The sequence below is a fragment of the Sagittula sp. genome (assembly GCF_052825245.1).
Window position 1 is genome coordinate 47,139 of sequence record NZ_JBRBWD010000016.1, and the last position, 21,083, is coordinate 68,221.

General features: G+C 66.9%; 24 protein-coding genes and 1 pseudogene. 16 read left to right on the plus strand and 9 right to left on the minus strand.

All coding sequences use genetic code 11. The features are described from left to right. Nucleotides 1-120 precede the first annotated feature (120 nt). From ACU0DV_RS06150 to ACU0DV_RS06160, 3 genes are all read right to left on the minus strand, one after another. On the minus strand, nt 121-1,140 hold the full coding sequence (locus ACU0DV_RS06150) for a YcjF family protein (RefSeq protein ID WP_446240870.1): 1,020 nt from the start codon (nt 1,138-1,140) through the stop codon (nt 121-123). Nucleotides 1,141-1,293: 153 nt separating this feature from the next. Then, nucleotides 1,294-2,274, minus strand: a complete 981-nt coding sequence (locus tag ACU0DV_RS06155; protein ID WP_446240935.1) for a GNAT family N-acetyltransferase — start codon at nt 2,272-2,274, stop codon at nt 1,294-1,296. 2 nt (nt 2,275-2,276) lie between these two features. After that, entirely contained in the window at nt 2,277-3,689 is a 1,413-nt protein-coding gene (locus tag ACU0DV_RS06160; RefSeq protein ID WP_283981071.1) for a YcjX family protein, read from the minus strand. A 123-nt stretch (nt 3,690-3,812) separates the two neighbouring features. Here ACU0DV_RS06160 and truA point away from each other — a divergent pair, with 123 nt between their 5' ends. The 5 genes from truA to argF all read left to right on the plus strand — a co-directional run bounded on the left by truA (nt 3,813) and on the right by argF (nt 8,398). Then, complete coding sequence (truA, locus tag ACU0DV_RS06165) at nt 3,813-4,583, plus strand: tRNA pseudouridine(38-40) synthase TruA (RefSeq protein WP_446240868.1); 771 nt, start codon at nt 3,813-3,815, stop codon at nt 4,581-4,583. Between the two features lie 88 nt (nt 4,584-4,671). After that, nucleotides 4,672-4,863 (plus strand): hypothetical protein, encoded by a 192-nt coding sequence (locus ACU0DV_RS06170; RefSeq protein ID WP_370314182.1) that lies wholly within the window; start codon nt 4,672-4,674, stop codon nt 4,861-4,863. Further along, nucleotides 4,860-5,996: an amidohydrolase gene (locus ACU0DV_RS06175; protein WP_446240867.1), complete on the plus strand. Its 1,137-nt coding sequence runs from the start codon at nt 4,860-4,862 to the stop codon at nt 5,994-5,996. The genes ACU0DV_RS06170 and ACU0DV_RS06175 overlap by 4 nt, the downstream gene beginning before the upstream one ends. Nucleotides 5,997-6,213: 217 nt before the next feature. Then, nucleotides 6,214-7,395, plus strand: a complete 1,182-nt coding sequence (locus tag ACU0DV_RS06180) for an acetylornithine transaminase (RefSeq protein ID WP_446240866.1) — start codon at nt 6,214-6,216, stop codon at nt 7,393-7,395. 76 nt (nt 7,396-7,471) lie between these two features. After that, the gene (argF, locus tag ACU0DV_RS06185; RefSeq protein ID WP_446240865.1) at nt 7,472-8,398 is read left to right on the plus strand and encodes an ornithine carbamoyltransferase; all 927 of its coding nucleotides are present in this window, start codon (nt 7,472-7,474) and stop codon (nt 8,396-8,398) included. Between the two features lie 48 nt (nt 8,399-8,446). On the opposite strand, the gene ACU0DV_RS06190 is transcribed toward argF, so the two are convergent. The 3 genes from ACU0DV_RS06190 to hrpB all read right to left on the minus strand — a co-directional run bounded on the left by ACU0DV_RS06190 (nt 8,447) and on the right by hrpB (nt 11,503). Continuing rightward, the gene (locus tag ACU0DV_RS06190; protein WP_100929437.1) at nt 8,447-8,641 is read right to left on the minus strand and encodes a hypothetical protein; all 195 of its coding nucleotides are present in this window, start codon (nt 8,639-8,641) and stop codon (nt 8,447-8,449) included. A gap of 96 nt (nt 8,642-8,737) precedes the next feature. Beyond that, entirely contained in the window at nt 8,738-8,938 is a 201-nt protein-coding gene (locus ACU0DV_RS06195) for a hypothetical protein (RefSeq protein WP_446240864.1), read from the minus strand. 87 nt (nt 8,939-9,025) lie between these two features. Further along, nucleotides 9,026-11,503, minus strand: a complete 2,478-nt coding sequence (gene hrpB / locus ACU0DV_RS06200; RefSeq protein WP_446240863.1) for an ATP-dependent helicase HrpB — start codon at nt 11,501-11,503, stop codon at nt 9,026-9,028. A 211-nt stretch (nt 11,504-11,714) separates the two neighbouring features. On the opposite strand from hrpB, the gene meaB reads away from it, so the two are divergent. The 5 genes from meaB (at nt 11,715) to ACU0DV_RS06225 (ending at nt 14,903) form a co-directional block, all read left to right on the plus strand. Continuing rightward, entirely contained in the window at nt 11,715-12,728 is a 1,014-nt protein-coding gene (gene meaB / locus ACU0DV_RS06205; protein ID WP_446240862.1) for a methylmalonyl Co-A mutase-associated GTPase MeaB, read from the plus strand. After that, entirely contained in the window at nt 12,725-13,516 is a 792-nt protein-coding gene (locus tag ACU0DV_RS06210) for an alpha/beta hydrolase (RefSeq protein WP_446240861.1), read from the plus strand. Before meaB ends, ACU0DV_RS06210 begins: the two co-directional genes overlap by 4 nt. Before the next feature lie 133 nt (nt 13,517-13,649). After that, on the plus strand, nt 13,650-13,937 hold the full coding sequence (rpmB, locus tag ACU0DV_RS06215; protein WP_100929442.1) for a 50S ribosomal protein L28: 288 nt from the start codon (nt 13,650-13,652) through the stop codon (nt 13,935-13,937). Nucleotides 13,938-14,036: 99 nt separating this feature from the next. Continuing rightward, nucleotides 14,037-14,396 carry a hypothetical protein gene (locus ACU0DV_RS06220; RefSeq protein WP_446240860.1) on the plus strand — a complete coding sequence of 120 codons (360 nt, stop codon included), beginning with the start codon at nt 14,037-14,039 and terminating at the stop codon, nt 14,394-14,396. Nucleotides 14,397-14,432: 36 nt separating this feature from the next. Further along, the gene (locus tag ACU0DV_RS06225) at nt 14,433-14,903 is read left to right on the plus strand and encodes a copper chaperone PCu(A)C (protein WP_446240859.1); all 471 of its coding nucleotides are present in this window, start codon (nt 14,433-14,435) and stop codon (nt 14,901-14,903) included. A 36-nt stretch (nt 14,904-14,939) separates the two neighbouring features. On the opposite strand, the gene ACU0DV_RS06230 is transcribed toward ACU0DV_RS06225, so the two are convergent. Next, nucleotides 14,940-15,632 carry an NAD-dependent deacylase gene (locus ACU0DV_RS06230; RefSeq protein ID WP_283981058.1) on the minus strand — a complete coding sequence of 231 codons (693 nt, stop codon included), beginning with the start codon at nt 15,630-15,632 and terminating at the stop codon, nt 14,940-14,942. Nucleotides 15,633-15,671: 39 nt separating this feature from the next. Here ACU0DV_RS06230 and ACU0DV_RS06235 point away from each other — a divergent pair, with 39 nt between their 5' ends. Beyond that, a complete protein-coding gene (locus ACU0DV_RS06235; protein WP_446240858.1) occupies nt 15,672-16,127 on the plus strand; it encodes a low molecular weight protein-tyrosine-phosphatase in 456 nt (151 codons plus the stop codon). 1 nt (nt 16,128) lies between these two features. Here ACU0DV_RS06235 and ACU0DV_RS06240 read toward each other — a convergent pair whose 3' ends face one another. After that, nucleotides 16,129-16,323 (minus strand): CTP synthetase, encoded by a 195-nt coding sequence (locus tag ACU0DV_RS06240; RefSeq protein WP_446240857.1) that lies wholly within the window; start codon nt 16,321-16,323, stop codon nt 16,129-16,131. A gap of 232 nt (nt 16,324-16,555) precedes the next feature. Here ACU0DV_RS06240 and ACU0DV_RS06245 point away from each other — a divergent pair, with 232 nt between their 5' ends. Then, nucleotides 16,556-16,936, plus strand: a complete 381-nt coding sequence (locus tag ACU0DV_RS06245; RefSeq protein ID WP_283981056.1) for a hypothetical protein — start codon at nt 16,556-16,558, stop codon at nt 16,934-16,936. Between the two features lie 113 nt (nt 16,937-17,049). Next, a complete protein-coding gene (locus tag ACU0DV_RS06250; protein WP_446240856.1) occupies nt 17,050-17,541 on the plus strand; it encodes an REP-associated tyrosine transposase in 492 nt (163 codons plus the stop codon). 82 nt (nt 17,542-17,623) lie between these two features. Here ACU0DV_RS06250 and lepA read toward each other — a convergent pair whose 3' ends face one another. Then, nucleotides 17,624-19,429 (minus strand): translation elongation factor 4, encoded by a 1,806-nt coding sequence (gene lepA, locus ACU0DV_RS06255; RefSeq protein ID WP_100929450.1) that lies wholly within the window; start codon nt 19,427-19,429, stop codon nt 17,624-17,626. Nucleotides 19,430-19,765: 336 nt separating this feature from the next. Between lepA and ACU0DV_RS06260 the strand changes: the two genes are divergently transcribed. The 3 genes and pseudogenes from ACU0DV_RS06260 to ACU0DV_RS06270 all read left to right on the plus strand — a co-directional run. Then, a complete protein-coding gene (locus ACU0DV_RS06260; protein WP_446240855.1) occupies nt 19,766-19,981 on the plus strand; it encodes a hypothetical protein in 216 nt (71 codons plus the stop codon). A 3-nt stretch (nt 19,982-19,984) separates the two neighbouring features. Next, nucleotides 19,985-20,767 carry a DpnI domain-containing protein gene (locus tag ACU0DV_RS06265; RefSeq protein WP_446240854.1) on the plus strand — a complete coding sequence of 261 codons (783 nt, stop codon included), beginning with the start codon at nt 19,985-19,987 and terminating at the stop codon, nt 20,765-20,767. A 44-nt stretch (nt 20,768-20,811) separates the two neighbouring features. Then, nucleotides 20,812-21,027 (plus strand): annotated as a pseudogene (locus ACU0DV_RS06270) (MT-A70 family methyltransferase); the annotation flags it as partial. Nucleotides 21,028-21,083 lie beyond the last annotated feature (56 nt).

A 21,083-nucleotide genomic window follows, 5' to 3' on the forward strand; every position in this document is an offset into this window, starting at 1 on the left:
CGCTGCGCTCCGATTGTTCGTGGCGCACTCAATCACGCCGGGCGCGGCTTGGGAACCGGTGGGTTTCCTGACTTTTGGGCAGGGGTGGCTGACCCGCGCGTGCCGCGCGGAACCCCCACCCTACGGGGCGGTGCGCCCCTTGTCCTGCTGGAACAACCCGCTCAGCGAGGAGCGCACGATGGAACGGACGGAGGGCCGCTTGCCCGGGCCGAAGGGCAGGGGGCGGCAGACCTCCATGGCGGCGACGCCCACGCGGGCGGTGAGGGCGCCGTTGACCATGCCCTCGCCGAAGCGGCGGGAGAGCTTGCCCAGGATTCCCGCGCCGAAGATCGGTTCCAGCATGTCGTCGCCCACCGCCACCGCGCCGGTGGCCACGAGGTGCGAGAAGACCGCGCGGGTAAGCCGCCAGCTGCCCAGAGTGCCGGAGCGCCCGCCGTAGATCTCCGCGATGCGGCGGATCATCCGCAGGTTGGCGGTCAGCGCGGCGGCGACGTCGGCAAGGGCCAGCGGCACCAGCGCGGTGACGGCGGCGACCTGCCGGGCGGCGGCCTCCACCTCGCGCCGGGCCTGCAGGTCGAGAGGGGCGAGCAGTTCGTTTTCGGCGTGGGCGATGAGGCCCGAGGCATCGAAGATCTCGTCCCGGCGGGCGGCAAAGCGGTCGCGGCCCCAGCGCGTGTCCTCGCGCCCCTTGTAGAGGCCCACCAGCCTGTCGGAGAGGTCGCGAGCAAGGGCCAGGTCGTCCTCGGCCAGTGCGGTGTCAGCCTGACGGTGCAGGGAGTCGATCTTCGACAGGCGGGCGAAGGCGGAGAGTTCCTTGACCACGATGGCCACGCAGACCAGCAGGAAGGCGGCAAGGAGCGCGGTCACCGCCCAGCCGAGCGCCGGGTTGGCGGCGATCAGCCCGGTGGCGAAGTTCCACGCGGCGATGGAGACGAAGGTCCCCACGAGCGCGGCCAGCAGGCGCCAGAACCAGCGCGCGAGGGTGGAGACGCGCCGGGTGGTCAGGGCCGCGACGGTGGCCATGGCCGCCCCTTCGGGCGGCGGGGTCAGGTCGGGGACGGGCGGAACCTCTGACGGGGAGGGGGCGGCGCTGTCGTCGTCGAGGTCGATGAGGACGGGGCCCTTGCGCGTGTCGGTCATGGTCTGGATCCTGAAGCGGTGGAGCGGAGGGGCATGGCCCCGTCGCGCGTGGCGCGACTCTCCCTTTGAAGCGGGCACCTAAAGGGTGGCCCGTGAGTTTCGGCCTGCGAAATCCGGCCCGCGAAATCCGGCGGCCCGATACGGACGGTGCGGTCAGCCGGTGGTGTCTTTCCTGTCGGACGTGGCCTTCGCGTCCTTGCCGGTGCCAGTGCCGGATGCCCCGGCCGTCCCGCCTTCGGCGGTCTTGCCCTTGTCCCCGGTGTCGTCCTCGGCCGTGTCCGCACGTGTCCAGAGGAAGCGTATGTCTGGCAGGCCTTCCTCGTTGTGGTCGCCGTCCGATTCCTCCACCGGGCGGAACCCTTCGCGGCGGTAGAAACGCTGCGCGCCACGGTTGGCCTGCAGGGTCCAGAGTTCGAGGCTGTCGCACTTCGCCTTGGCGTCGTCGAGCAGCAGGGTGCCGATGCCGCTGCCCTGCGCCTCGGCGGCGATGTAGAGGCCGTGGATGTAGCCGCCGTCGCGGGCGATGAAGCCCGCGGGGGTGTAGTCGACCTCGGCCACCGTGACCCAGCCCTTGTCGATCATGCGGCCCGCGTGGGCGATGTCCTCGGCGCCGGTGTGGAGCCGGGGCATCCACGGCTGGCCGGCCACCGCGCGGGTGATCATGTCGCCGACACGGCCCGCGTCGAGCGGATGGCCCGGACGCAGGCTGACGATCGGACCGGGCATCGGACCGGGCGCAGGTCCGGGGTCGCCGGGCAGGCCGGGGACCTCCGAGGGGATCTCCTGCGGCGGCAGGTCCGGCGCCGGGGTGCCCGGGATCTCCGTCGGGTTGCCGGGCTGGTCCGGTTCGGGCGTGCCGGGCACTTCGTCCGGTGCGTCCGGCGGCAGGTCGTGGCCGGGATCGGAAGGATCGGGCACGCCCGGCAGGTCGCCGGGGACCTCCTCGGGGGGTCTGTCCGGCGGCAGGTCCGGTTCGGGCGCGTCAGGCACCTCTTCGGGCCGCGGATCGGGCAGGTCGGGGGCGGGCGTGCCCGGCTCTTCCGAGGGGGGCTGCTCCGGCGGCAGGTCGGGGTTCGGCTCGTCCGGTCCCCCTTCGTTGCGGGAGGAGGTGGGTTCGCGGGTCATGGCAGTCATCGTCACAGGCGGTCTCCGATCAGGAACTGGGCGGCGCGGTCGAGGCGGATGTGCGGCGGGCCCTCGCCGGGTTTCAACGTCAGCGGTGCGGGAGCGAAGGACATGATGGAATAATCCTGCCCCAGCCATTCGGAGGCGCCTTCGCGGGCAGGGGACAGCAGGTGCGCGGGATCCTCCGGCAATTCGCCGGGATAGAAGGCCGCGCGCTTGCCGGTGTCCAGCAGGGTGCCGCGCACGCAGGGCAGGTCGCGGCCCTCGTGGGCAATGACCTCTTCGGTGGTGGCGCGCAGAGCGGCGAGCGACAGGGCCTGCGTGTCGGCCCCGGCAAAGCGTGCGCGGTCGCGGGCGTCGCGGGTCAGCGCCTCCATAACCGCCGTCAGGCGGGCGTGCTGGGTGTGGTGCAGGTGGTCGGCCTTGGTCGCGGCAAAGAGGATGCGGTCGATCCGCCGTCCGAGGAAGAGCTGCGTCAGGAAGGACGAGGCGCCGGGGCGGAAGGCGGTCAGGATGTCGGCCAGCGTGCGGCGCAAGTCCTCGACGGCGCGGGGGCCTGCATGGATCGCGCCGAGCGCGTCGACCAGCACGATCTGCCGGTCGAGCCGGGCGAAGTGGTCCTGGAAGAAGGGTTTGACCACGCGGGACTTGTAGGCGTCGAAGCGGCGCTCGAACTCCCGGTAGAGCGAGCCGCGCGATGCACTGACCGGCGGCAGAGGCGCGAAGGTCAGGACGGGGGAGCCGGCCAGGTCGCCGGGCAGAAGGAAGCGCCCCGGCCCGCAGTCGGAAAAGCCGTCGCGGCGGGCGGCGTTCTGCGCCTCCGTGTAGGCCTTGGCCAGACGCTGCGCCACGGGTTCGTCGAGCTTCGCCTCCGCCGCCTCGGTGGTGGCCATGGGCAGGAAGCCGCCGGGATCGGGGCGGCGGGTCATGCGGTCCAGCATGTGTTCGGACCACTGGGCGTAGGACTTCTCCATCAGGCCGAGGTCCAGCAGCCATTCGCCGGGATAGTCGATGATGTCGAGGTGCAGGGTGCGCGGCCCCTGCAGCCCCGACAGGAGGCCCTGCGGACGCACCTTCAGCGACAGGCGCAGTTCGGACACGGCGCGCGTGCTGTCCGGCCAGCGCGGTTCGCGTGCGGTGAGCGCGGCGAGGTGGGTCTCGTAGTCGAAACGTGGGATGGTGTCGTCGGGCTGCGGCTGCAAAAAGGCGGTGAGGATGCGGCCCTCGGACTGGGCGACGAGTCCCGGCATCCGGGCGCGGTCCATCAGGTTCGCCACGAGCGAGGTGATGAACACCGTTTTCCCGGCCCGCGACAGCCCGGTCACACCGAGGCGCAGGGTGGGTTCGAAGAAGGTCTCCGAGATCGTGCTGGTTGCGCTGTCGATGCCCCGGGCGAGGCCGTCGGCGAGAGTGGTCAGGACCATGGGAGCCTTTGCAGTTGTTCGTTCTGAACTTAGGGTGCAGAGGCGGCCGCTGCCAGTGTCTTGCTGGGTCTTGCCGGTCGCGCGGGTGTAGACGCCGCCCGCGGGCCGCGTTAAGCGGCGCACATGCCAAGATATGCATTGCTCGTGGAATATGATGGCCGTCCGTTTGCGGGGTGGCAGCGCCAGGCGGCGCAGCCTTCGGTGCAGCAGGCCATCGAGGAGGCGCTGGCGCGGCTGGAGCCCGGCCCGTTCACCATCGCCGGGGCGGGGCGCACCGATGCGGGTGTGCATGCGCGCGGGCAGGTGGCGCAGTGCGACATGGCGAAGGACTGGGATCCGTTCCGGCTGTCGGAAGCGCTGAATTTCCATCTGAAGCCCGCGCCGGTGGCGATCCGGGCCTGCGCGCGGGTGGCCGACGACTGGCACGCGCGGTTCTCGGCGGTGGAACGGCGCTACCTGTTCCGCATCCTGATGCGGCGCGCGCCTGCCACGCTGGAAGAGGGGCAGGTCTGGCGGGTCATGCATCCGCTCGACGTGGAAGCGATGCGCGCGGGCGCGGCCTTCCTTGTAGGCCGGCACGACTTCACCACCTTCCGGTCGGTGATGTGCCAGGCGAAATCGCCGGTCAAGACGCTGGATTCGCTGGAGATCGAGGCGGTGGACGGTCCCGCCGGGCCGGAGGTCCGGTTCTCTCTGCGCGCCCGGTCCTTCCTGCACAACCAGGTGCGGTCCTTCGTCGGCACGCTGGAGCGCGTCGGCGCCGGAGCCTGGGCGCCCGAACGGGTGCGCGACGCGCTGGAGGCCCGCGATCGCGCCGCCTGTGGGCCGGTCTGCCCGCCGCAAGGGCTGTACCTGACAGGTGTCGGCTACCCGGAGGACCCGTTCGGGGGGTAAGTGCCACTTGGTTTTGGGGAGCGGCGGTCAACCGGCTGTTGAGCGCGTCTGCCCCAGTCGGCCGTGCAGTTCTCGGAGGTCTTGCCAAGTGCGCGTCCTGTTCGTGCGGCATCCGCTGCCGCTGCCGCTGGTGGCCGGGCTGGGGATCGCCGCCAACACGGCGCTGATCCGGTTCCAGGGCCGGTCATGCCGTAAGCGCCAAGGGCCGCGCTTATTGCACCCGTTCGCCCGCCGTGATGGGATGACCGCAAACAACGGCAACCGGGGAGAACGGCCATGACAGGCGTCACGCAAGAGGACATCGCCGCCGCGCGCGACCTGCGGCACAGGCTGCACCGCGCGCCCGAGCTCTCGGGCGAGGAATCCGCCACCGCCGCGATCATCGCCGACCACCTGCAGGCGCTCCAGCCCGCCGCGCTGACCACCGGCCTCGGCGGCACCGGCGTCGCTGCCACCTTCGGCACGGGCGACCGTGGCCTGCTGATCCGCTGCGAGCTGGACGCGCTGCCGATCGTCGAGACCGGGCAGCCCGCGTGGCGCTCCGAACGCGCGGGCGTGGCGCATCTTTGCGGTCACGACGGACACATGGCGGTGCTATATGCCGTCGCCCGCGTCCTGTCGCGGCAGCCGCCCGACACGCGCGTGATCCTGCTGTTCCAGCCCGCCGAGGAAACCGGGCAGGGCGCCCGCGCGGTAATCGAGGATGCCCGCTTCGACACGCTCGGCGCGGACATGGCGGTGTCTCTGCACAACATGCCCGGCCTGCCGCTGGGCGCCGTCGCGCTGAAGGAGGGGCCGGTCAACTGCGCCTCGCGCGGGCTGCGCGTGCGCCTTTGGGGACGCACGGCCCACGCATCAGAGCCGGAAAAGGGCGTCTCTCCCGGTCTGGCGCTGGCCCGGCTTATCGCCGATTTCGGCGCGCTGAGCCGCGACCTGCCGACCGAACATCCCGACTTCCGGCTGGCGACCGTGACCCACGCCCGGCTGGGCGTGCCGGCCTTCGGCGTGGCCCCGGGCGAGGGCGAGATCATGGTGACCCTGCGCACCCTCCTCGACGACCGCATGGCCGCGCTGGAGGCGGAGGCCCGCGCGCTGGTCGCAAGGGCCGCCACGGGGCTGACCGCGGACATCACGGTGCACGAGGCCTTCGGTCATTGCGTGAACGCGCCGGAGGCCGTCGCCCTGCTGGAGCGCGTCACCCAAGGCTGCCGCCGCGTGTCCGAAGGAATGCCCATGCGCGCCTCCGAGGACTTCGGCCGCTTCGGCGCGGACATGCCGGCGGCGATGCTCTTCCTCGGGGCGGGGGAAACCTGCCCGCCGCTGCACGCCCCCGACTACGACTTCCCCGACGCACTGATCGGCACCGGCGCAGACATCTTCCTGCGCGCCGCCGCCGGTTTCGCCGCGCGCTGAACAGGGCCGCCCTCTCAAATCGCTTGCTTTCCGCGCCGGAACCGGTCAAAGACGCGCCATGATGCAAAAGACGATCATCCGACGAGCCTGAGCTCTTCTCCGCGTGCCTTTCCGGTGCGCCCGTCGTCCTGCGTCACCTTCCCGAGAACCGGTCCGTCTTGACTAAAGCCTGTGGGCTTGCCACCAATCGGACCTCTATTTCCAGAGGACATGAGCCATGATCCCTTCCGTTCTGCCGACCTACAACCGCGCGCCCCTGCACTTCGTGAAGGGCGAGGGCGCCTGGCTGATCGAGGAGGACGGGCGCCGATTCCTCGACCTCGGCAGCGGCATCGCGGTGAACGCCCTGGGCCATGCCAACCCCGATCTGGTCGCCGCGCTGACCGAGCAGGCGTCGAAGCTCTGGCACGTGTCGAACCTCTACGAGATCCCGCAGCAGCAGGCGCTGGCCGACAAGCTGGTCGAGGTCACCTTCGCCGACACGGTGTTCTTCACGAACTCCGGCACGGAGGCCTGCGAACTGGCGGTCAAGATGGCCCGCAAATACTGGTACGAGAAGGGCGAGAAGGAAAAGGTCGAGATCCTGACCTTCTCCGGCTGCTTCCATGGCCGGTCCTCCGCGGCCATCGCGGCCTCCGGGTCGGAAAAGATGGTCAAAGGCTTCGGCCCGGTGCTCGACGGTTTCATCCACCTCGACTGGGGCGATCATGATGCGCTGCACGCCGCGATCACCGACAAGACCGCCGCGATCCTGATCGAGCCGGTGCAGGGCGAAGGCGGCATCCGCCCGCTGCCCGACCAGTGCCTGAAAGGCCTGCGCGCGCTCTGCGACGAAAAGGGCGTGCTCCTGATCCTCGACGAGGTTCAGTGCGGCGTCGGCCGGACCGGACGTCTTTTCGCGCATGAATGGGCGGGCGTGACCCCGGACATCATGATGGTCGCGAAGGGCATCGGCGGCGGCTTCCCGCTGGGCGCCGTGCTGGCCACCGAGGAGGCCGCCAGCGGCATGGTCGCGGGCACCCACGGATCGACCTACGGCGGCAACCCGTTGGGCTGCGCCGTGGGCAAGGCGGTGATCGACCGGATTTCCGACCCGGCCTTCCTCGAGACGGTGAACGCCCGCGCGGGCCTCCTGCGCCAGAAGCTCGAAGGGCTCATCGCCGCCCACCCCTACACCTTCGAGGAGGTGCGCGGCATGGGCCTGATGCTGGGTCTCAAGTGCACCGCCAAGGCCGCCGCCGCCGACGTGGTGAAGGCGGGCTACGCCGCAGAGGTCATCACCGTGCCCGCCGCCGACAACGTCGTGCGCCTGCTGCCGCCGCTGAACATCACCGAGGCGGAAATCGCCGAGGCGCTCGACCGCCTCGACAAGGCCGCGACCGCCTTCGAAGCCGCCTGATCTTCATCTTGGCAAAAATACCCTCGGGGTCCGGGGCAGCGCCCCGGTTCCTCCGCAAGAGCAAAGAATTCGACCGATGAACCACTTCCTCGACATCCACAAGACCGACAAGGATGCCCTCAGGGGCATCATCGACAACGCCCGGGCCGTAAAGGACGCGCGCAAGGGCAAGCCGAAGGTTGAACCCGACGAAGAACTGCCGCTGAAGAACCGCATGGTGGCGCTGATCTTCGAGAAACCCTCGACCCGGACGCGCACCTCCTTCGACGTGGGCGTGCGCCAGATGGGCGGGCAGACCATGGTGCTGTCGGGCTCCGACATGCAGTTGGGCCACGGCGAGACCATCGCCGACACCGCCCGCGTCATGTCGCGCTACGTCGACATGATCATGATCCGGACCTTCGACGAATCCGTGCTGGAGGAGATGGCCGAATACGCCTCCGTCCCGGTCATCAACGGGCTGACCGACCGCACGCACCCCTGCCAGATCATGGCCGACGTGATGACCTTCGAAGAGCACCGCGGCCCGATCGCCGGCAAGAAAGTGGTCTGGTGCGGCGACGGCAACAACGTCTGCGCCTCCTTCCTGCATGCGGCCGGGCAGTTCGGCTTCGACCTGACCTTCTCCGGGCCCGTCCAGCTCGACCCGGAGCCGGAATTCGTCGGCTGGGCGCGCCAGCAGGGCAGCAAGATCACCATCGAGCGCGACCCGGCCAAGGCCGTGGAAGGCGCCGACCTCGTGATCGCCGACACATGGGTGTCGATGCACGACGCGCAAAGCGCGCGCGAGCGGCGGCACAACATGCTGCGCCCCTACCAGGTGAACGCGGCGCTCATGGCGCACGCCAAGGATGACGCGCTGTTCATGCACTGCCTGCCCGCCCACCGCGAGGAAGAGGTCACCTCCGAGATCATGGACGGCCCGCATTCGGTCATCTGGGACGAGGCGGAGAACCGTCTGCACGCCCAGAAGGCGATCATGCGCTGGTGCGTCGGCGGCTGATCCGTCACCTGCACGATACGCTGTAGCGCGCAGATCCTGCACCTTTCCTCAGAACACCGCCTGCGCCAGCCAGTAGATGCTGCCGGCCCAGAAGGCGGGGACGACCGTCCAGACCAGCGCCCAGACCAGAGGTCGCGCCGGGTGCTGGTCCTCCCACCTGCGGGGGCCGCGATAGGCGACGAAGGGGGCGGTGGCGCCGATGCGGCGCGGAAGCTCGGCAGGATCGGGCGCGGAATCGGTCAAGGCAGCGTCTTCTTTCGGTTTCCGTTGTCACAACGTTACCGGGCCGTGGTTAATTTTCCCTGAGTGTCCTTCGGGCCACGGCTGCGCCAAGGCCCGTCAGAAGAGCTGCTCGGCCGCCCAGACGACCGCGACCAGCCAGACCAACGGCAAGAAAGCCAGTACCAGGGCCCGCACCATCAGCAGGTTCAGGTCCGTGGTCTTGCCGCGGTGCGCCGCGCGCAGGTTCGGCACGAGTTCGAATCGGTGCGGCGCCTGTCCCAGGTACGAGCGCAGCGGTTCGGGGGCGGGCATCGGCATGTCCTGTCCTTTCGCGATCTGCGACAGGCACTTAGCGAGCCATCCGTTAATCCGGTCCAAGGTCAATGCGGCGCTGGCGGGGCGATTTCACGTCCCGCGCGGTTTCGCGCGCAGCGTGGGATCGGCTTCTGTCGGATCCTCCGGCCAGGGATGGCGGGGATAGCGAGCGCGCATTTCCTTGCGCACGTCGGCATAGGATCCGGACCAGAAGCCGGGCAGGTCCATGGTGGTCTGCACCGGGCGCTGTGCCGGTGACAGCAGCGTGACCTTCAGCGGTGTGCGCCCGACCATCGGGTGTGTCGTCTGGCCGAACATTTCCTGCAGCCTGAGCGAGATTTCCGGATGATCGCCGGAGTAGTCGATGGGAATCTGCCGACCCAGCGGCGTGGTGAAATGCGCCGGGACCGCTGCGTCGAGCGCCTGCATCTGCCCCCAGTCCAGCCGTCCGCGCAGCGCGGGCAGCAGGTCGAACCGCTTCCAGTCGTCGGCGGTCTTCACCCCGTCGAGGTAGGGCAGGAGCCAGTCTTCGAGGTCGTCCATCAGCGCCTCGGGCGACATGTCGGGCAGATCCTGTCCGGCCTCGCGGGCCAGCGCCACGCGGGCGAGGAACCTGTGGACAGGTCCGGATAGTGCAAGGCCGAGGTCCCGGACGCCGTCAAGCATCGCCCTGGAGATCGCATCCGTGGGGGCGTCCTTCCAGACGCGGTCGTCGAGCGCGATGGCGCCCAGCCGTTCCTGGCGGCGGGCGACCACGCGACGTTCCCGTTTTGACCACGCGCATGTATCGACCCAGCCGATGCTGTCGGCGAAGAGCGTGCGCACTTCGGACAGCGAGATCGCGATGGCCTGCCGGATCCTGGCCTCGCGCGGGTTGCCGTCCGTGTCGGTCACGACGATCAGCCGTTCGCCGGCCAGCGGATCGGCCTCGTCCATCACCGCGCCCTTTCCGCCCGACAACTGAAAGCGCGGCGCGTCTCCCTTGCGTCTGAGGCCGATGCGGTCGGGGTAGGCGAGGGCGGCCATTTCCGCCGCGGACCAGTGCCTGTCGGTATCCCGGGATTCCCCTGCCGTTCCAGCCCATTTGGCACTTATCCTCGTGCTCTTGGCGAGCCGCCGGGCTTCCTGCCGGATGCGGTCGAGCGCGGGGCGGCGCAGACCTATGGCGCGGGTCTCCTGAAAGCGCCTCGGATCGGCCAGCGCCTCCAGCCTCAGGGACAAGTCTGTGGATGCTCCTGTGAGTGGATCGCGATCCGACAAGAGTGCGGCCGTTTCAGCGGCGGATGCACCGCAGGTCTGAAGCATATGGGCAAGCCGCGGGTGCAGCGGAAATGTGGACAACTGACGCCCGTGCGCGGTGATCCGGCCCTCGGCGTCCAGCGCGCCCAACATTTCGAGCAGCGCGCGCGCCTCCGACAGTGCGCCCGGGGGCGGCGGTGTGAGGAAGGGCAGGTCTTCCGAGCCCCAGAGCGCCAGTTCCAGCACCAGCGCCGACAGGTCGGCTGCCTCGATTTCTGCCGGGGGGAAGGGGCTTAACGCGCCTTCCTCACCCTTCGTCCAAAGCTTGTAGGCGGTGCCCGGGGCGACACGCCCGGCGCGCCCGGCACGCTGCGTGGCCTCGGCGCGGGTCACGCGCTCCGTCACCAGCCGGGACATGCCGGAGCCGGGATCGAAGCGCGCCCTACGTGCTTTCCCGCCGTCGACGACGACGCGGATATCCTCGATGGTCAGCGATGTTTCGGCGATGGAGGTGGCGAGCACCAGTTTGCGTCCGTCCGTTTCCGGCCGGATGGCGGCGCGCTGGTCCTTCAGGTCCATGGCGCCGAAGAGGGGACGGATTTGGGTGCCGGTGGGCAGTTGGCCCTTCAGCAGCGCCTCTGTCCGGCGGATTTCGCCTTCGCCCGGGAGGAAGGCGAGAATGCCGCCCTCGGTCTCGGCATGGGCCTTCATGATCAGGTCGGCCATGGCGGTGTCGAAGCGGGTCTGTTTCGGCAAGGGCGTGTCGCGCCAGACGGGCTCCACCGGGTAGGCGCGGCCTTCGGATGTCACCACCGGCGCGCCCATGAGTTCGGCCACCGGGGCGGCGTCGAGCGTGGCGGACATCACCAGCAGGATCAGGTCGTCGCGCAGCGCGCCCGCGATTTCGAGGCAGAGCGCGAGGCCCAGATCGGCGTTGAGGGAGCGTTCGTGAAACTCGTCGAAAAGCACCGCGCCGATGCCGTCAAGCTCCGGATCGGACTGGATCATCCGCGTCAGGATGCCCTCGGTCACGACCTCGATGCGGGTGTCCTTCGACACGGCGCTTTCGCCGCGCATGCGGTAGCCGACGGTCTGGCCCGGCTGTTCGCCCAGTTGCTCGGCCAGCCGTTGCGCGGCGGCGCGCGCGGCCAGCCGGCGGGGTTCGAGCATGACGATCCGGCCCTCGGTCAGGCCCGCGTCGCGCAGGGCGAGCGGCACGCGCGTCGTCTTGCCCGCCCCGGGCGGGGCCTGCAGGACGGCCCGGCCGTTGGCACGCAGGGCGGCGATCAGCTCGGGCAGGGCGGCGTCGATGGGCAGGGTCTGGGACATGTGCCCCTTATCCACACGCGGTGTGTTGAGGCAAGGGAGGCGGGTCGCCTCAGTTTTTCCACGATGGTATGAACGGACAGGTTCACTCCGCCCGGCGTTTGCGTTTACTTCGTCGCAGAGGCTGACCCGGCAGGCGGTCGGGTCTTTCGGGGCCGGGCACCCGGTTGTGGGACATCGCGGTTTCGCGGAACGGAAGAAAAACGAAAGGCGAATGCAGGTGGTGAAGGTTGCAGAGGCCGGGCAGGGCGCTCAACTCCAGGCGATGAAAGAGGCTTTGCTGGCCGGGGATCGCCGGGCCCTCGCAAAGGCGATCACGATGGCCGAAAGCTCCCGGACGGAGCACCGGGAAACGACATCGCAGCTTTTGGGGGAACTGGCGGGCTGTGAGCGTCAGGCCCTGCGAATCGGATTGTCCGGAACGCCGGGTGTCGGGAAATCGACCTTCATCGAAGCCTTCGGGATGATGCTGATCGAAAAGGGCCTGAAGGTGGCGGTGCTGGCGGTGGACCCGTCTTCGGCGCGCTCGGGCGGTTCGATCCTCGGCGACAAGACCCGGATGGAGCGGCTGTCGCGCGAACGCAACGCCTTCATCCGTCCTTCGCCCGCGCAAAGCCAGCTGGGCGGTGTTGCGCGCCGCACGCGGGAAGCGATTGATCTCTGCGAGGCGGCGGGCTTCGACGTGGTGCTGATCGAAACGGTCGGCGTCGGCCAGTCGGAGACCATGGTGGCCGAAATGTGCGACCTGTTCCTTTTGCTGCTGGCGCCCGCGGGCGGCGACGAATTGCAGGGGGTGAAGCGCGGCATCATGGAAATGGCCGACATCCTGCTGGTCAACAAGGCGGACGGGGAGCTGAAGCGGCAGGCGGTGCGGACCTGCGCGGACTATTCCGGGGCGCTGCGGCTGCTCAGGAAGCGGCCGCAGGACCCGCAGGGCTTCCCGAAGGCGATGACCGTCTCTGCCATCGAGCGGAACGGGCTGGACGCGGCCTGGTCCGAGATGACGGCGCTGGCGGACTGGCGGCGGGAAAACGGCCATTTCGACGCGCGCCGGGCCGAACAGGCGCGTTTCTGGTTCGAGGCGGAGGTGCGCGACGGCCTGCTGGCCCGCCTGCGCGAACCCGGGCCGAAGCAGGCAATGGCGGAGCTTGCGGCAGAGGTCGCGGCGGGGAACCTGTCGCCCGGCCTCGCCGCCCGGCGGATGCTGGAGGAGCACCTCGGCCAATGAAGCCGCATCCGGTGTTCGACGGGACCCGCCTGAAGGCGACGGTCTTTCGGCCCCGGAGGAAGAAGCTGTTCGTCAGTTTCCGCCAACGTGTCGGCGACCCGGGCAGCTTCGACACGCCGCGCCCGGTGATGGGCTTTGTGACCCGCAGCTTCGCGCATGTGCACATCCAGTCGCGGGACAACGACTGGTTCATCAACGACGAGACGGAAGCGCTCGAGGCGGCCCTCGCACGCTTTGTCGGCCGCTACGACGAGGTGGTGGCGATGGGGTTTTCCATGGGCGGCTACGGTGCCCTGCGGTTTGCCCGCACGTTGAAGGTCGACCGGCTGCTGGCGATCTCTCCGCAGGTGTCGATCGACCCGGATGTGGTGCCCTTCGACCGCCGCTACCGGGCGGAGGCAGAGGGCTGGAACGGGGCGCTCGGTAATCTGGAGGGGCGCACGACGGAGGTGCGCGGCGCGGTGCTGGTCGATCCGTTCAAGAACAGGGACGTCGAACACGGGCGGATGATATGCGCGCTCTTCCCGCAGCTGACGCTGGTCATGCTGCCCTGTGGCGGGCACCCGGCGACCCGGGCGATCCGGCAGGGCGGGCGCTTCGACTGGCTGAAGACCGGACTGGCCGAGGGGCTTGCCGATCCGCGTGAAATCGGCAGGGTGCACCGCAAGGTCCGGCGCCGGTCCGAAAGCTACTGGCGTAACCTCGCGCAGGTGGCCCGCTACCGCGGTCGCGAGGGTCTGGCGCAACGGGCAGACGCCGAGGCAGAGGCCCTGACGGAGAGGGCTTGACGACTCCGCTCCATATGCCTAGAAGCCGCAGAACGAGATTCTGGGCGCCTTCCCTCAAACGGGCGGCGCCCTTTGATATTGGCGCGGTATGGGGCTGACAAGGCTCTGGCCGACTGACAATGAGGACGAAACGATGTCGCGTGTTTGCGAACTGACCGGTAAGGGCCCGATGGTTGGCAACAATGTCAGCCATGCCAACAACAAGACCAAGCGGCGTTACCTGCCGAACCTGAACGACGTGACCCTGCAGTCGGAGACTCTGGGCCGCGGCGTCAAGCTGCGCATCTCCGCGCATGCTCTGCGTTCGGTCGACCACCGCGGTGGCCTGGACAAGTTCCTGGCCAAGGCGAAGGACACCGAGCTGTCCGACCGCGCCCTGAAGGTCAAGAAAGAGATCGCGAAGGCACAGGCAACCGCCTGATCCCTTTGCAGGACGATTGCAGCGGCCCCGGGTGGAGACATCCGGGGTCGTTTGCTTTTGTCGCATGACGCGCCCGAACCGCCCGGCTATAAGGCGCGCATGACACGGATGATGTCCCTGACCCGCGGGCTTCTGGCCCCCCTGCTGATCGTGGTGCTGGCGATGACCGGCTTCGCGGCCGGTGTGGCGCGTGGTCAGGCGGCGCCTGTGGGCCTGGTGGAGATCTGCCGCGGCCTAACCGTGGTCAAGGTCGCCGTGGACGCCGACGGGCACGCGGTGGGCCATGTGCACCTCTGCGACGACGGCATGATGGCGCTGTTCGCCTCGGCCGGTCTGGCCGGGGCGGAGGACGGTGTGTCGTTCGTCTGGCAGGCCTTTGCAGGCGATGTGCGGGACACCGCCCTGACCAGCGCCGACAGGCCGTCCGCAACCGCGCGGGGGCCGCCGCTTTCCCTTTGATTTCAAGTCTGAACATCAAATGGAAAGGTACTGAAAATGATGAAATCCGTTCTGGCAGGCGCGGTTGCGCTGATCCTTGCCACCCCCGCCTTCGCCGATATCGAGGTCGTGGACGCCTATGCCCGCGCCGCGAGCCCCACGGCCAAGGCCGGGGCCGCCTTCATGGTGATCCGCAACACCGGGTCCGAGGACGACCGCCTGATCGCTGCCGCCTCCGACATCGCGGCGCGGGTCGAGTTGCACACCCACAAGGACATGGGCGAGGGCGTCATGAAGATGATGCACGTCGAAGAGGGCTTTGCCGTGCCCGCCGGTGACATGCACGCGCTGGCCCGCGGCGGTGATCACGTGATGTTCATGGGGCTGACCCGCCCGATGGCACAGGGCGACACAGTGACCGTCACGCTGACCTTCGAGAAGGCGGGCGAGGTGGTCGTGGACATCCCGGTCGATCTGGAGCGCGAGGACATGGGCGGCCACGGGGCCGGTATGCCCATGGGAAACTGAGAAGGTTCGGCGGCGCTTCGGCGCCGCCCGCCCCGTTCACCTGCCTATAAGCTCTTCGACCCAGGCTGGAATGGTCCGGGTCGCCGGACCGAGACGCCGCTGGTGAAAGACGTTTGACGTGGGTTCGAGGTTCAGCTCGATGCACTCCGCCCCGTATTCCGACGCCAGCTGCGAAAATCCCGCAGCGGGATAGACCTGTCCCGACGTGCCGATGGAGGCGAAGATGTCAGCCGTTTCGAGGTGTTCCGCAATCTCGTCCATGTGGTACGGCATCTCGCCGAACCAGACGACATCGGGGCGGGCGCTGCGGGCCTCGCAGGCGGGGCAGGCGGTGTCCCGGTCGATCGTGTCGGGGGCGGTCCAGCGGTGATCGCAGCGGTGGCACAGCGCCGAATCGAGCGCGCCGTGCATGTGGATCACCCGGGCGCCCGCCTTCTCGTGCAGGCCGTCGACGTTCTGCGTGACGATGACGACCTCTCCGCCGTAGTCCCGCTGCAACCGCGCCAGCGCGTCATGGGCGGCGTTGGGGTGGGCGGTGCGGGACTGGGCGCGGCGGGCGTTGTAGAAGGCCTGCACAAGATCCGGGTTGCGGGCGAAGGCCTCGGGGGTGGCGACGTCCTCGATCCGGTGCTGCGACCAGAGGCCGCCTTCGTCGCGGAAGGTGGCGAGGCCGCTTTCGGCGGACAGGCCCGCGCCGGTGAGGATCACGATTTTCCCGTTCTGTGTCATGGACTTGTCCGTGAGGATTTCGCGCGGCATAGTCGCCGCATGACCCAGCGTATCCTCTTCGTCTGTCTTGGCAACATCTGCCGGTCCCCCTCTGCCGAGGGGGTGGTGAGGGTTAAGGCCGCCCAGAGGGGCATTAACCTCGATCTCGACAGCGCCGGGACGGGCGATTGGCACGCCGGAGAGCCGCCCTATGGACCGATGCAAAACGCAGCCAAGGCAAGGGGTTACGACCTCTCCGAACTGCGGGCGCGGGTGGTCCGGGTGGAGGACTTCGGCGACTTCGACCTGATCGTTGCCATGGATGCGGACAACATGGCCAACCTGCGGCGGATGCGGCCGGAGGGGGGCGCGGAGGTGAAGCTCTTCACCGACTTCGCGCCCGAAGGCTCCGGCTGGACCGAGGTGCCGGACCCCTATTACACCCGCGATTTCGACGGCGCGCTGGACCTGGTTGAGGCCTGCGCGGACGGCCTGCTGGATGCGCTAAGCCGTTGAGTTACGTGGGCTTTGCCGGGCCGTAGAGCGCCTTGGCCACGAACCACGAGAGCGGCAGCGAGACCACGAAACCGATGGCCGCGGCGATGACGATGGGGGTGAGGGTGTCGTAGCCCGCGACGAGGGCCGCGATGATGAGGCTGCCGGCCACCGAGGTGGAGATCAGCGAGTAGAGGATGCTGGCGAGGCGGAACATTCAGACCTCCTGAAATCGGGTTAATCCTACCACATCTCGTATATTCCGGTTTTCTCATCTGTGCGTTGACCTGCGTCAAACCGGGGGCGCCCGGTGGCTTAACCCTTCGCCGTTTACCATTCCTTATGGTGAGTCCCGGCCGGTTCGGGGGGCCTTTCCGGCCGGTTGTTAACCTTTGGCCGAAAACCGGGGCGCGGGGCCCCGGATGCGGCATCGGAGAATCGGAGGGCGCATGGACGTCGAGATCAGGGCAATGAGCATCACGGAGTTCCGGGAGAACGTCGCGGCGCAACTGCGCTACGTCGAACAGACGGGCGGACAGCTCTGGCTGCAACGCCGTGGTCGCGTCGGCTGCGCCGTGGTGCCCTTCTACCAGGTGAAGGTGCTGGACACGCTGCTGGGCGCCTCGGTGGAGGAGAAGGCGGACGGGCTGAACCGCGAGTACGAGGCCCACGCGGCGGCAAAGCGCATACAGGCCGCAGAGGACCGCGCGCGTCTGGAACGCGGGCTTGGCGCCGGCGGCGCGGTGCGCACACGGATGCTGCGGGCGCTGCTGGAGGAGGGGTTCGATCCGTGGGAGAGCGATGGGGTCAGGAGGGGGACTTGGCGGTAGGTGGGGGGGCCGTCCGGGGGGCAGTCTGGCGAAGCCCCGGGGGAGCATTGGTGCGTGAAACACGCACCCTACGGTGTTGACCGATCGTTAACTATGATCGGGGAGGGTGCTGCATGTCCCGATACATTCGACCCAATGTCACAGGCGCGACCGTGTTCTTTACCGTGACGCTGGCAGAGCGCGGAGATGACCTGTTGGTGCGCGAGGTAGATCGGTTGCGAGAGGCGGTGCGGCAAACGAAGCGGGATCATCTTTTTGGGATCGAGGCGTGGGTGGTTTTGCCGGACCACATCCATTGCATCTGGCAGTTGCCTGCCGGGGATCGCGATTACGGGATGCGGTGGCGATTGATCAAGGCCCGGTTTTCTCACGGTCTGCCTGAGGGCCAACGGCGCGCCAGTCACGTGGCGCGCGGTGAACGCGGGATTTGGCAAAGACGGTTTTGGGAGCACCACGTTCGCGACGATGCGGAGCTTGCGCGATTGATCCGGTATTGTTGGATCAACCCGGTGAAACACGGCTTGGTAACACGTCCCGAGGATTGGCCGTTCTCGTCGGTGCATCGGGGCGCGCGTTTCCTGCCGGGCGCGGTTACGACGATGTAGGGTGCGTGATGCACGCACCATTCACCAGCCTATCCGGACAACCCGGTGCGTGAATCACGCACCCTACGGTGGATGGACAGCCTCAGCTGTCCATCTTGAGCGCCGAAATAAACGCTTCCTGTGGGATCTCGACCTTGCCGAACTGGCGCATCTTCTTCTTGCCGGCCTTCTGCTTTTCCAGAAGTTTCTTCTTCCGGGTGGCGTCGCCGCCGTAGCACTTGGCGGTTACGTCCTTGCGGAGGGCGGAAAGCGTCTCGCGCGCGATGACCTTGCCGCCGATGGCCGCCTGGATCGGGATCTTGAACATGTGGCGCGGGATCAGGTCCTTGAGCTTTTCGCACATGGCGCGGCCGCGCATCTCGGCCCGGTCGCGGTGGACCATCATGGACAGCGCATCGACCGGCTCGTCGTTGACGAGGATCTGCATCTTGACGAGGTTGTCCTCGCGGTAGCCCACGAGCTGGTAGTCAAAGGAGGCGTAGCCCTTGGTCACCGATTTCAGCCGGTCGTAGAAGTCGAAGACGACCTCGTTCAGGGGCAGGTCGTAGACCACCATCGCGCGCTGCCCGGCATAGGTCAGGTCGAGCTGGATGCCGCGGCGGTCCTGGCAGAGCTTCAGCACGTCGCCCAGGTAGTCGTCGGGCACGAGGATGGTCGCCTTGATGCGCGGCTCCTCGATGTGGTCGACCTTTGTCATGTCGGGCATGTCGGCGGGGTTGTGGAGGTCGACCTTCTCCCCGTCCTTCATGTAGAGGTGGTAGATCACGCTGGGCGCGGTGGTGATCAGGTCGATGTCGTACTCGCGTTCGAGCCGGTCGCGGATCACCTCGAGGTGCAGGAGGCCCAGGAACCCGCAGCGGAAGCCGAAGCCCAGGGCGGCGGAAGTCTCCATCTCGTAGGTGAAGGAGGCGTCGTTCAGGGCGAGCTTCTCGATCGCGTCGCGCATGTCCTCGAAGTCGTTGGCGTCCACGGGGAAGAGGCCGCAGAAGACCACGGGGATCGACGGCTTGAAGCCCGGGAGCGGGGTCTCCGCGCCCTTCTTCTCGGTGGTGATGGTGTCGCCCACGCGGGTGTCGCGGACCTGCTTGATGGAGCCGGTGAAGAAGCCGATCTCGCCGGGGCCCAGTTCCTTGACGTCCTGCATGGCGGGGCGGAAGACGCCCAGCTTGTCGACGCCGTAGCGGCCGCCGGTCTTCATCATGCGGATGTTGTCGCCCTTGCGGATCGTGCCCTCCATCACGCGGATCAGCACGACGACGCCGAGGTAGGGGTCGTACCAGGAGTCGATCAGCATGGCCTTCAGCGGCGCGTCGGGGTCCTTTTCCGGCGGGGCGGGCAGGCGGGTGACGATGGCCTCCAGCACCTCGGGGATGCCGACGCCGGTCTTGGCGGAGATCAGGCAGGCGTTCGAGGCGTCGATGCCGATCACGTCCTCGATCTGCTCGGCCACGCGGGCGGGTTCGGCGGCGGGCAGGTCGACCTTGTTCAGGACCGGCACGATCTCGTGATCCGCCTCGATGGCGGTGTAGACGTTGGCGAGCGTCTGCGCCTCGACCCCCTGGGAGGCGTCGACCACCAGCAGCGAGCCCTCGCAGGCGCGCATCGAGCGGCTGACCTCGTAGGCAAAGTCCACGTGTCCGGGGGTGTCGATCAGGTTCAGCACGTAGGTGTTGCCGTCCTTCGCCGGATAGTCGATGCGGACGGTGTTCGCCTTGATGGTGATGCCGCGCTCGCGCTCGATGTCCATCGCGTCGAGCATCTGCTCCTTCATGTCCCGCTCGGCCACGGTGCCGGTCAGCTGGATCAGCCGGTCGGCCAGGGTGGATTTCCCGTGGTCGATGTGGGCGACGATAGAGAAGTTGCGGATCAGGTTCTGGGGGGTGCTCATGCGGGCGCTCGAGTCCTTCGGGGAAGGGCTTGGGTTTGATGGGTGCATATGGCTTGGATCTTGGGGAAACGCAAGCAGAGAGGGTGCACGGACTGCGCAGGTGGCGGCGAGTTCGTGCGGCATGGCCTTCGGAGGCAATCACTACGGGTGCACAGCAACGCGAAGCGATCTCGTGCCTTGTAGCCTTGATGAACTGATTGCATCAAAGTTACTTTCGGCAGCAACTGGGCAGGTATCTAGGAATGGCTGTCAACGTCAGGAGAATTTATGGCTTGGTATCTGAACCGGTACGTATGTCCTGAATGCAGTTGTGTATGGGAAGACGCTTGGTCTGCCATGAGCGATGATTATTGCCCAGAGTGTGAATGTTCTGACATTTCCCCTGTGAGCAGCGAAAATTTGAGCGTCATCATCGAAAAGCTTGAGTGCGGAGATTTTGTTGTATTAGTTTCACATGACGATGCGCATGACCGCCCAATGTACGTAGAGGTAACAGATGTTTCAAAAGATTTAGTTTCAGTGGCCGCAATATCCAACATACATAATGGGTGACGCTTGAAGACGGGATTTAGTGAGCCAGCGGCGCACTTTAAGAGTGCGAGTCAAACGGCTCGCATCGACACGGAAGATTGGACGTCGGCTAATATGTTTTGCCCAAATTGTGGGTGCTCGAATCTCTCACAGTATCCAGCGAACAGGCCAGTTGCAGACTTCTTCTGCGTTGAATGCGGAGATGATTTTGAGCTTAAGAGCCAGAGCAAGGCGTTTGGTCGAAAAGTGGCCGACGGCGCGTATAGTACGAAAATTGATCGATTGTCATCCAACAATGCGCCAAATCTGATATTGCTTCAGTACGACAAGCTTGACCGCGTTGTGCTGAACCTAAGTGTAATACCGAAGTTCTTTTTCGTTCCAGAGGTTGTCGAGGCGCGCAAGCCATTGTCTGCTTCAGCTCGACGCGCTGGATGGATCGGTTCTAATATATTGCTAGAAAAAATTCCACTATCCGGACGAATACCGGTTGTAAAAGACGGCAAGGTATTGGACCGCTCAGTGATTTTGGAAGAGTGGTGCAGTTTGCGTTTCCTTGAACGCCGCGCAGTAAAGGGGCGAGGTTGGCTTTTGGAAGTGATGAACTGCTTGGAGCGTATTGGTGCGGATGAATTTTCAATTGCCGACGTTTATAAATTCGAGGAACATCTTAAATCTGCTTATCCAGATAACAACAACATTCGTCCGAAAATAAGACAGCAGTTGCAGATTCTGCGGGACAATGGCGTCTTAGATTTCTTGGGCGGTGGGCGTTACAGGAAGCGAATACTTCTCCACGAAAGGTGAGCGCTTTTCCCACATGTGGCTATCTGGACCGCATTTCTGAGTGCGAACGGGAGCACAGCCGAAAGCCGGATGAACAATATGATTTGATCGAGCGGTGCAGTTTTGTCGAGCGGCTGGAGTTGTTCGCGCGGGGTCCTCGTGCCGGCTGGACTGTTTGGGGCAATCAATCTGACGAGTACGCGCCGACATGGGCTACATACGCCAACCACTCACAGTCCAAGGTTGTTCCCCTTTCGAAGCGGGCAAATAAGGCTTCCTGAAAGAGGTTGCAAAATCGCCGTCCCATTCCCCGGTAAGCCCGTCTTTACGCATCTGC

Bases quoted from the DNA above. Each gene is read 5' to 3' on its own strand.
- ACU0DV_RS06180 (WP_446240866.1), top strand. From the start codon at position 6,214: ATGATCCCTTCCGTTCTGCCGACCTACAACCGCGCGCCCCTGCACTTC.
- hrpB (WP_446240863.1), bottom strand. From the start codon at position 11,503: ATGTCCCAGACCCTGCCCATCGACGCCGCCCTGCCCGAGCTGATCGCC.
- ACU0DV_RS06240 (WP_446240857.1), bottom strand. From the start codon at position 16,323: ATGTTCCGCCTCGCCAGCATCCTCTACTCGCTGATCTCCACCTCGGTG.
- argF (WP_446240865.1), top strand. From the start codon at position 7,472: ATGAACCACTTCCTCGACATCCACAAGACCGACAAGGATGCCCTCAGG.
- ACU0DV_RS06235 (WP_446240858.1), top strand. From the start codon at position 15,672: ATGACCCAGCGTATCCTCTTCGTCTGTCTTGGCAACATCTGCCGGTCC.
- ACU0DV_RS06195 (WP_446240864.1), bottom strand. From the start codon at position 8,938: ATGCCGATGCCCGCCCCCGAACCGCTGCGCTCGTACCTGGGACAGGCG.
- ACU0DV_RS06210 (WP_446240861.1), top strand. From the start codon at position 12,725: ATGAAGCCGCATCCGGTGTTCGACGGGACCCGCCTGAAGGCGACGGTC.
- ACU0DV_RS06260 (WP_446240855.1), top strand. From the start codon at position 19,766: ATGAGCGATGATTATTGCCCAGAGTGTGAATGTTCTGACATTTCCCCT.
- ACU0DV_RS06230 (WP_283981058.1), bottom strand. From the start codon at position 15,632: ATGACACAGAACGGGAAAATCGTGATCCTCACCGGCGCGGGCCTGTCC.
- ACU0DV_RS06150 (WP_446240870.1), bottom strand. From the start codon at position 1,140: ATGACCGACACGCGCAAGGGCCCCGTCCTCATCGACCTCGACGACGAC.
- lepA (WP_100929450.1), bottom strand. From the start codon at position 19,429: ATGAGCACCCCCCAGAACCTGATCCGCAACTTCTCTATCGTCGCCCAC.
- ACU0DV_RS06175 (WP_446240867.1), top strand. From the start codon at position 4,860: ATGACAGGCGTCACGCAAGAGGACATCGCCGCCGCGCGCGACCTGCGG.
- ACU0DV_RS06250 (WP_446240856.1), top strand. From the start codon at position 17,050: ATGTCCCGATACATTCGACCCAATGTCACAGGCGCGACCGTGTTCTTT.
- truA (WP_446240868.1), top strand. From the start codon at position 3,813: ATGCCAAGATATGCATTGCTCGTGGAATATGATGGCCGTCCGTTTGCG.
- ACU0DV_RS06155 (WP_446240935.1), bottom strand. From the start codon at position 2,274: ATGACTGCCATGACCCGCGAACCCACCTCCTCCCGCAACGAAGGGGGA.
- rpmB (WP_100929442.1), top strand. From the start codon at position 13,650: ATGTCGCGTGTTTGCGAACTGACCGGTAAGGGCCCGATGGTTGGCAAC.
- ACU0DV_RS06245 (WP_283981056.1), top strand. From the start codon at position 16,556: ATGGACGTCGAGATCAGGGCAATGAGCATCACGGAGTTCCGGGAGAAC.
- meaB (WP_446240862.1), top strand. From the start codon at position 11,715: ATGCAGGTGGTGAAGGTTGCAGAGGCCGGGCAGGGCGCTCAACTCCAG.
- ACU0DV_RS06160 (WP_283981071.1), bottom strand. From the start codon at position 3,689: ATGGTCCTGACCACTCTCGCCGACGGCCTCGCCCGGGGCATCGACAGC.
- ACU0DV_RS06220 (WP_446240860.1), top strand. From the start codon at position 14,037: ATGACACGGATGATGTCCCTGACCCGCGGGCTTCTGGCCCCCCTGCTG.
- ACU0DV_RS06225 (WP_446240859.1), top strand. From the start codon at position 14,433: ATGATGAAATCCGTTCTGGCAGGCGCGGTTGCGCTGATCCTTGCCACC.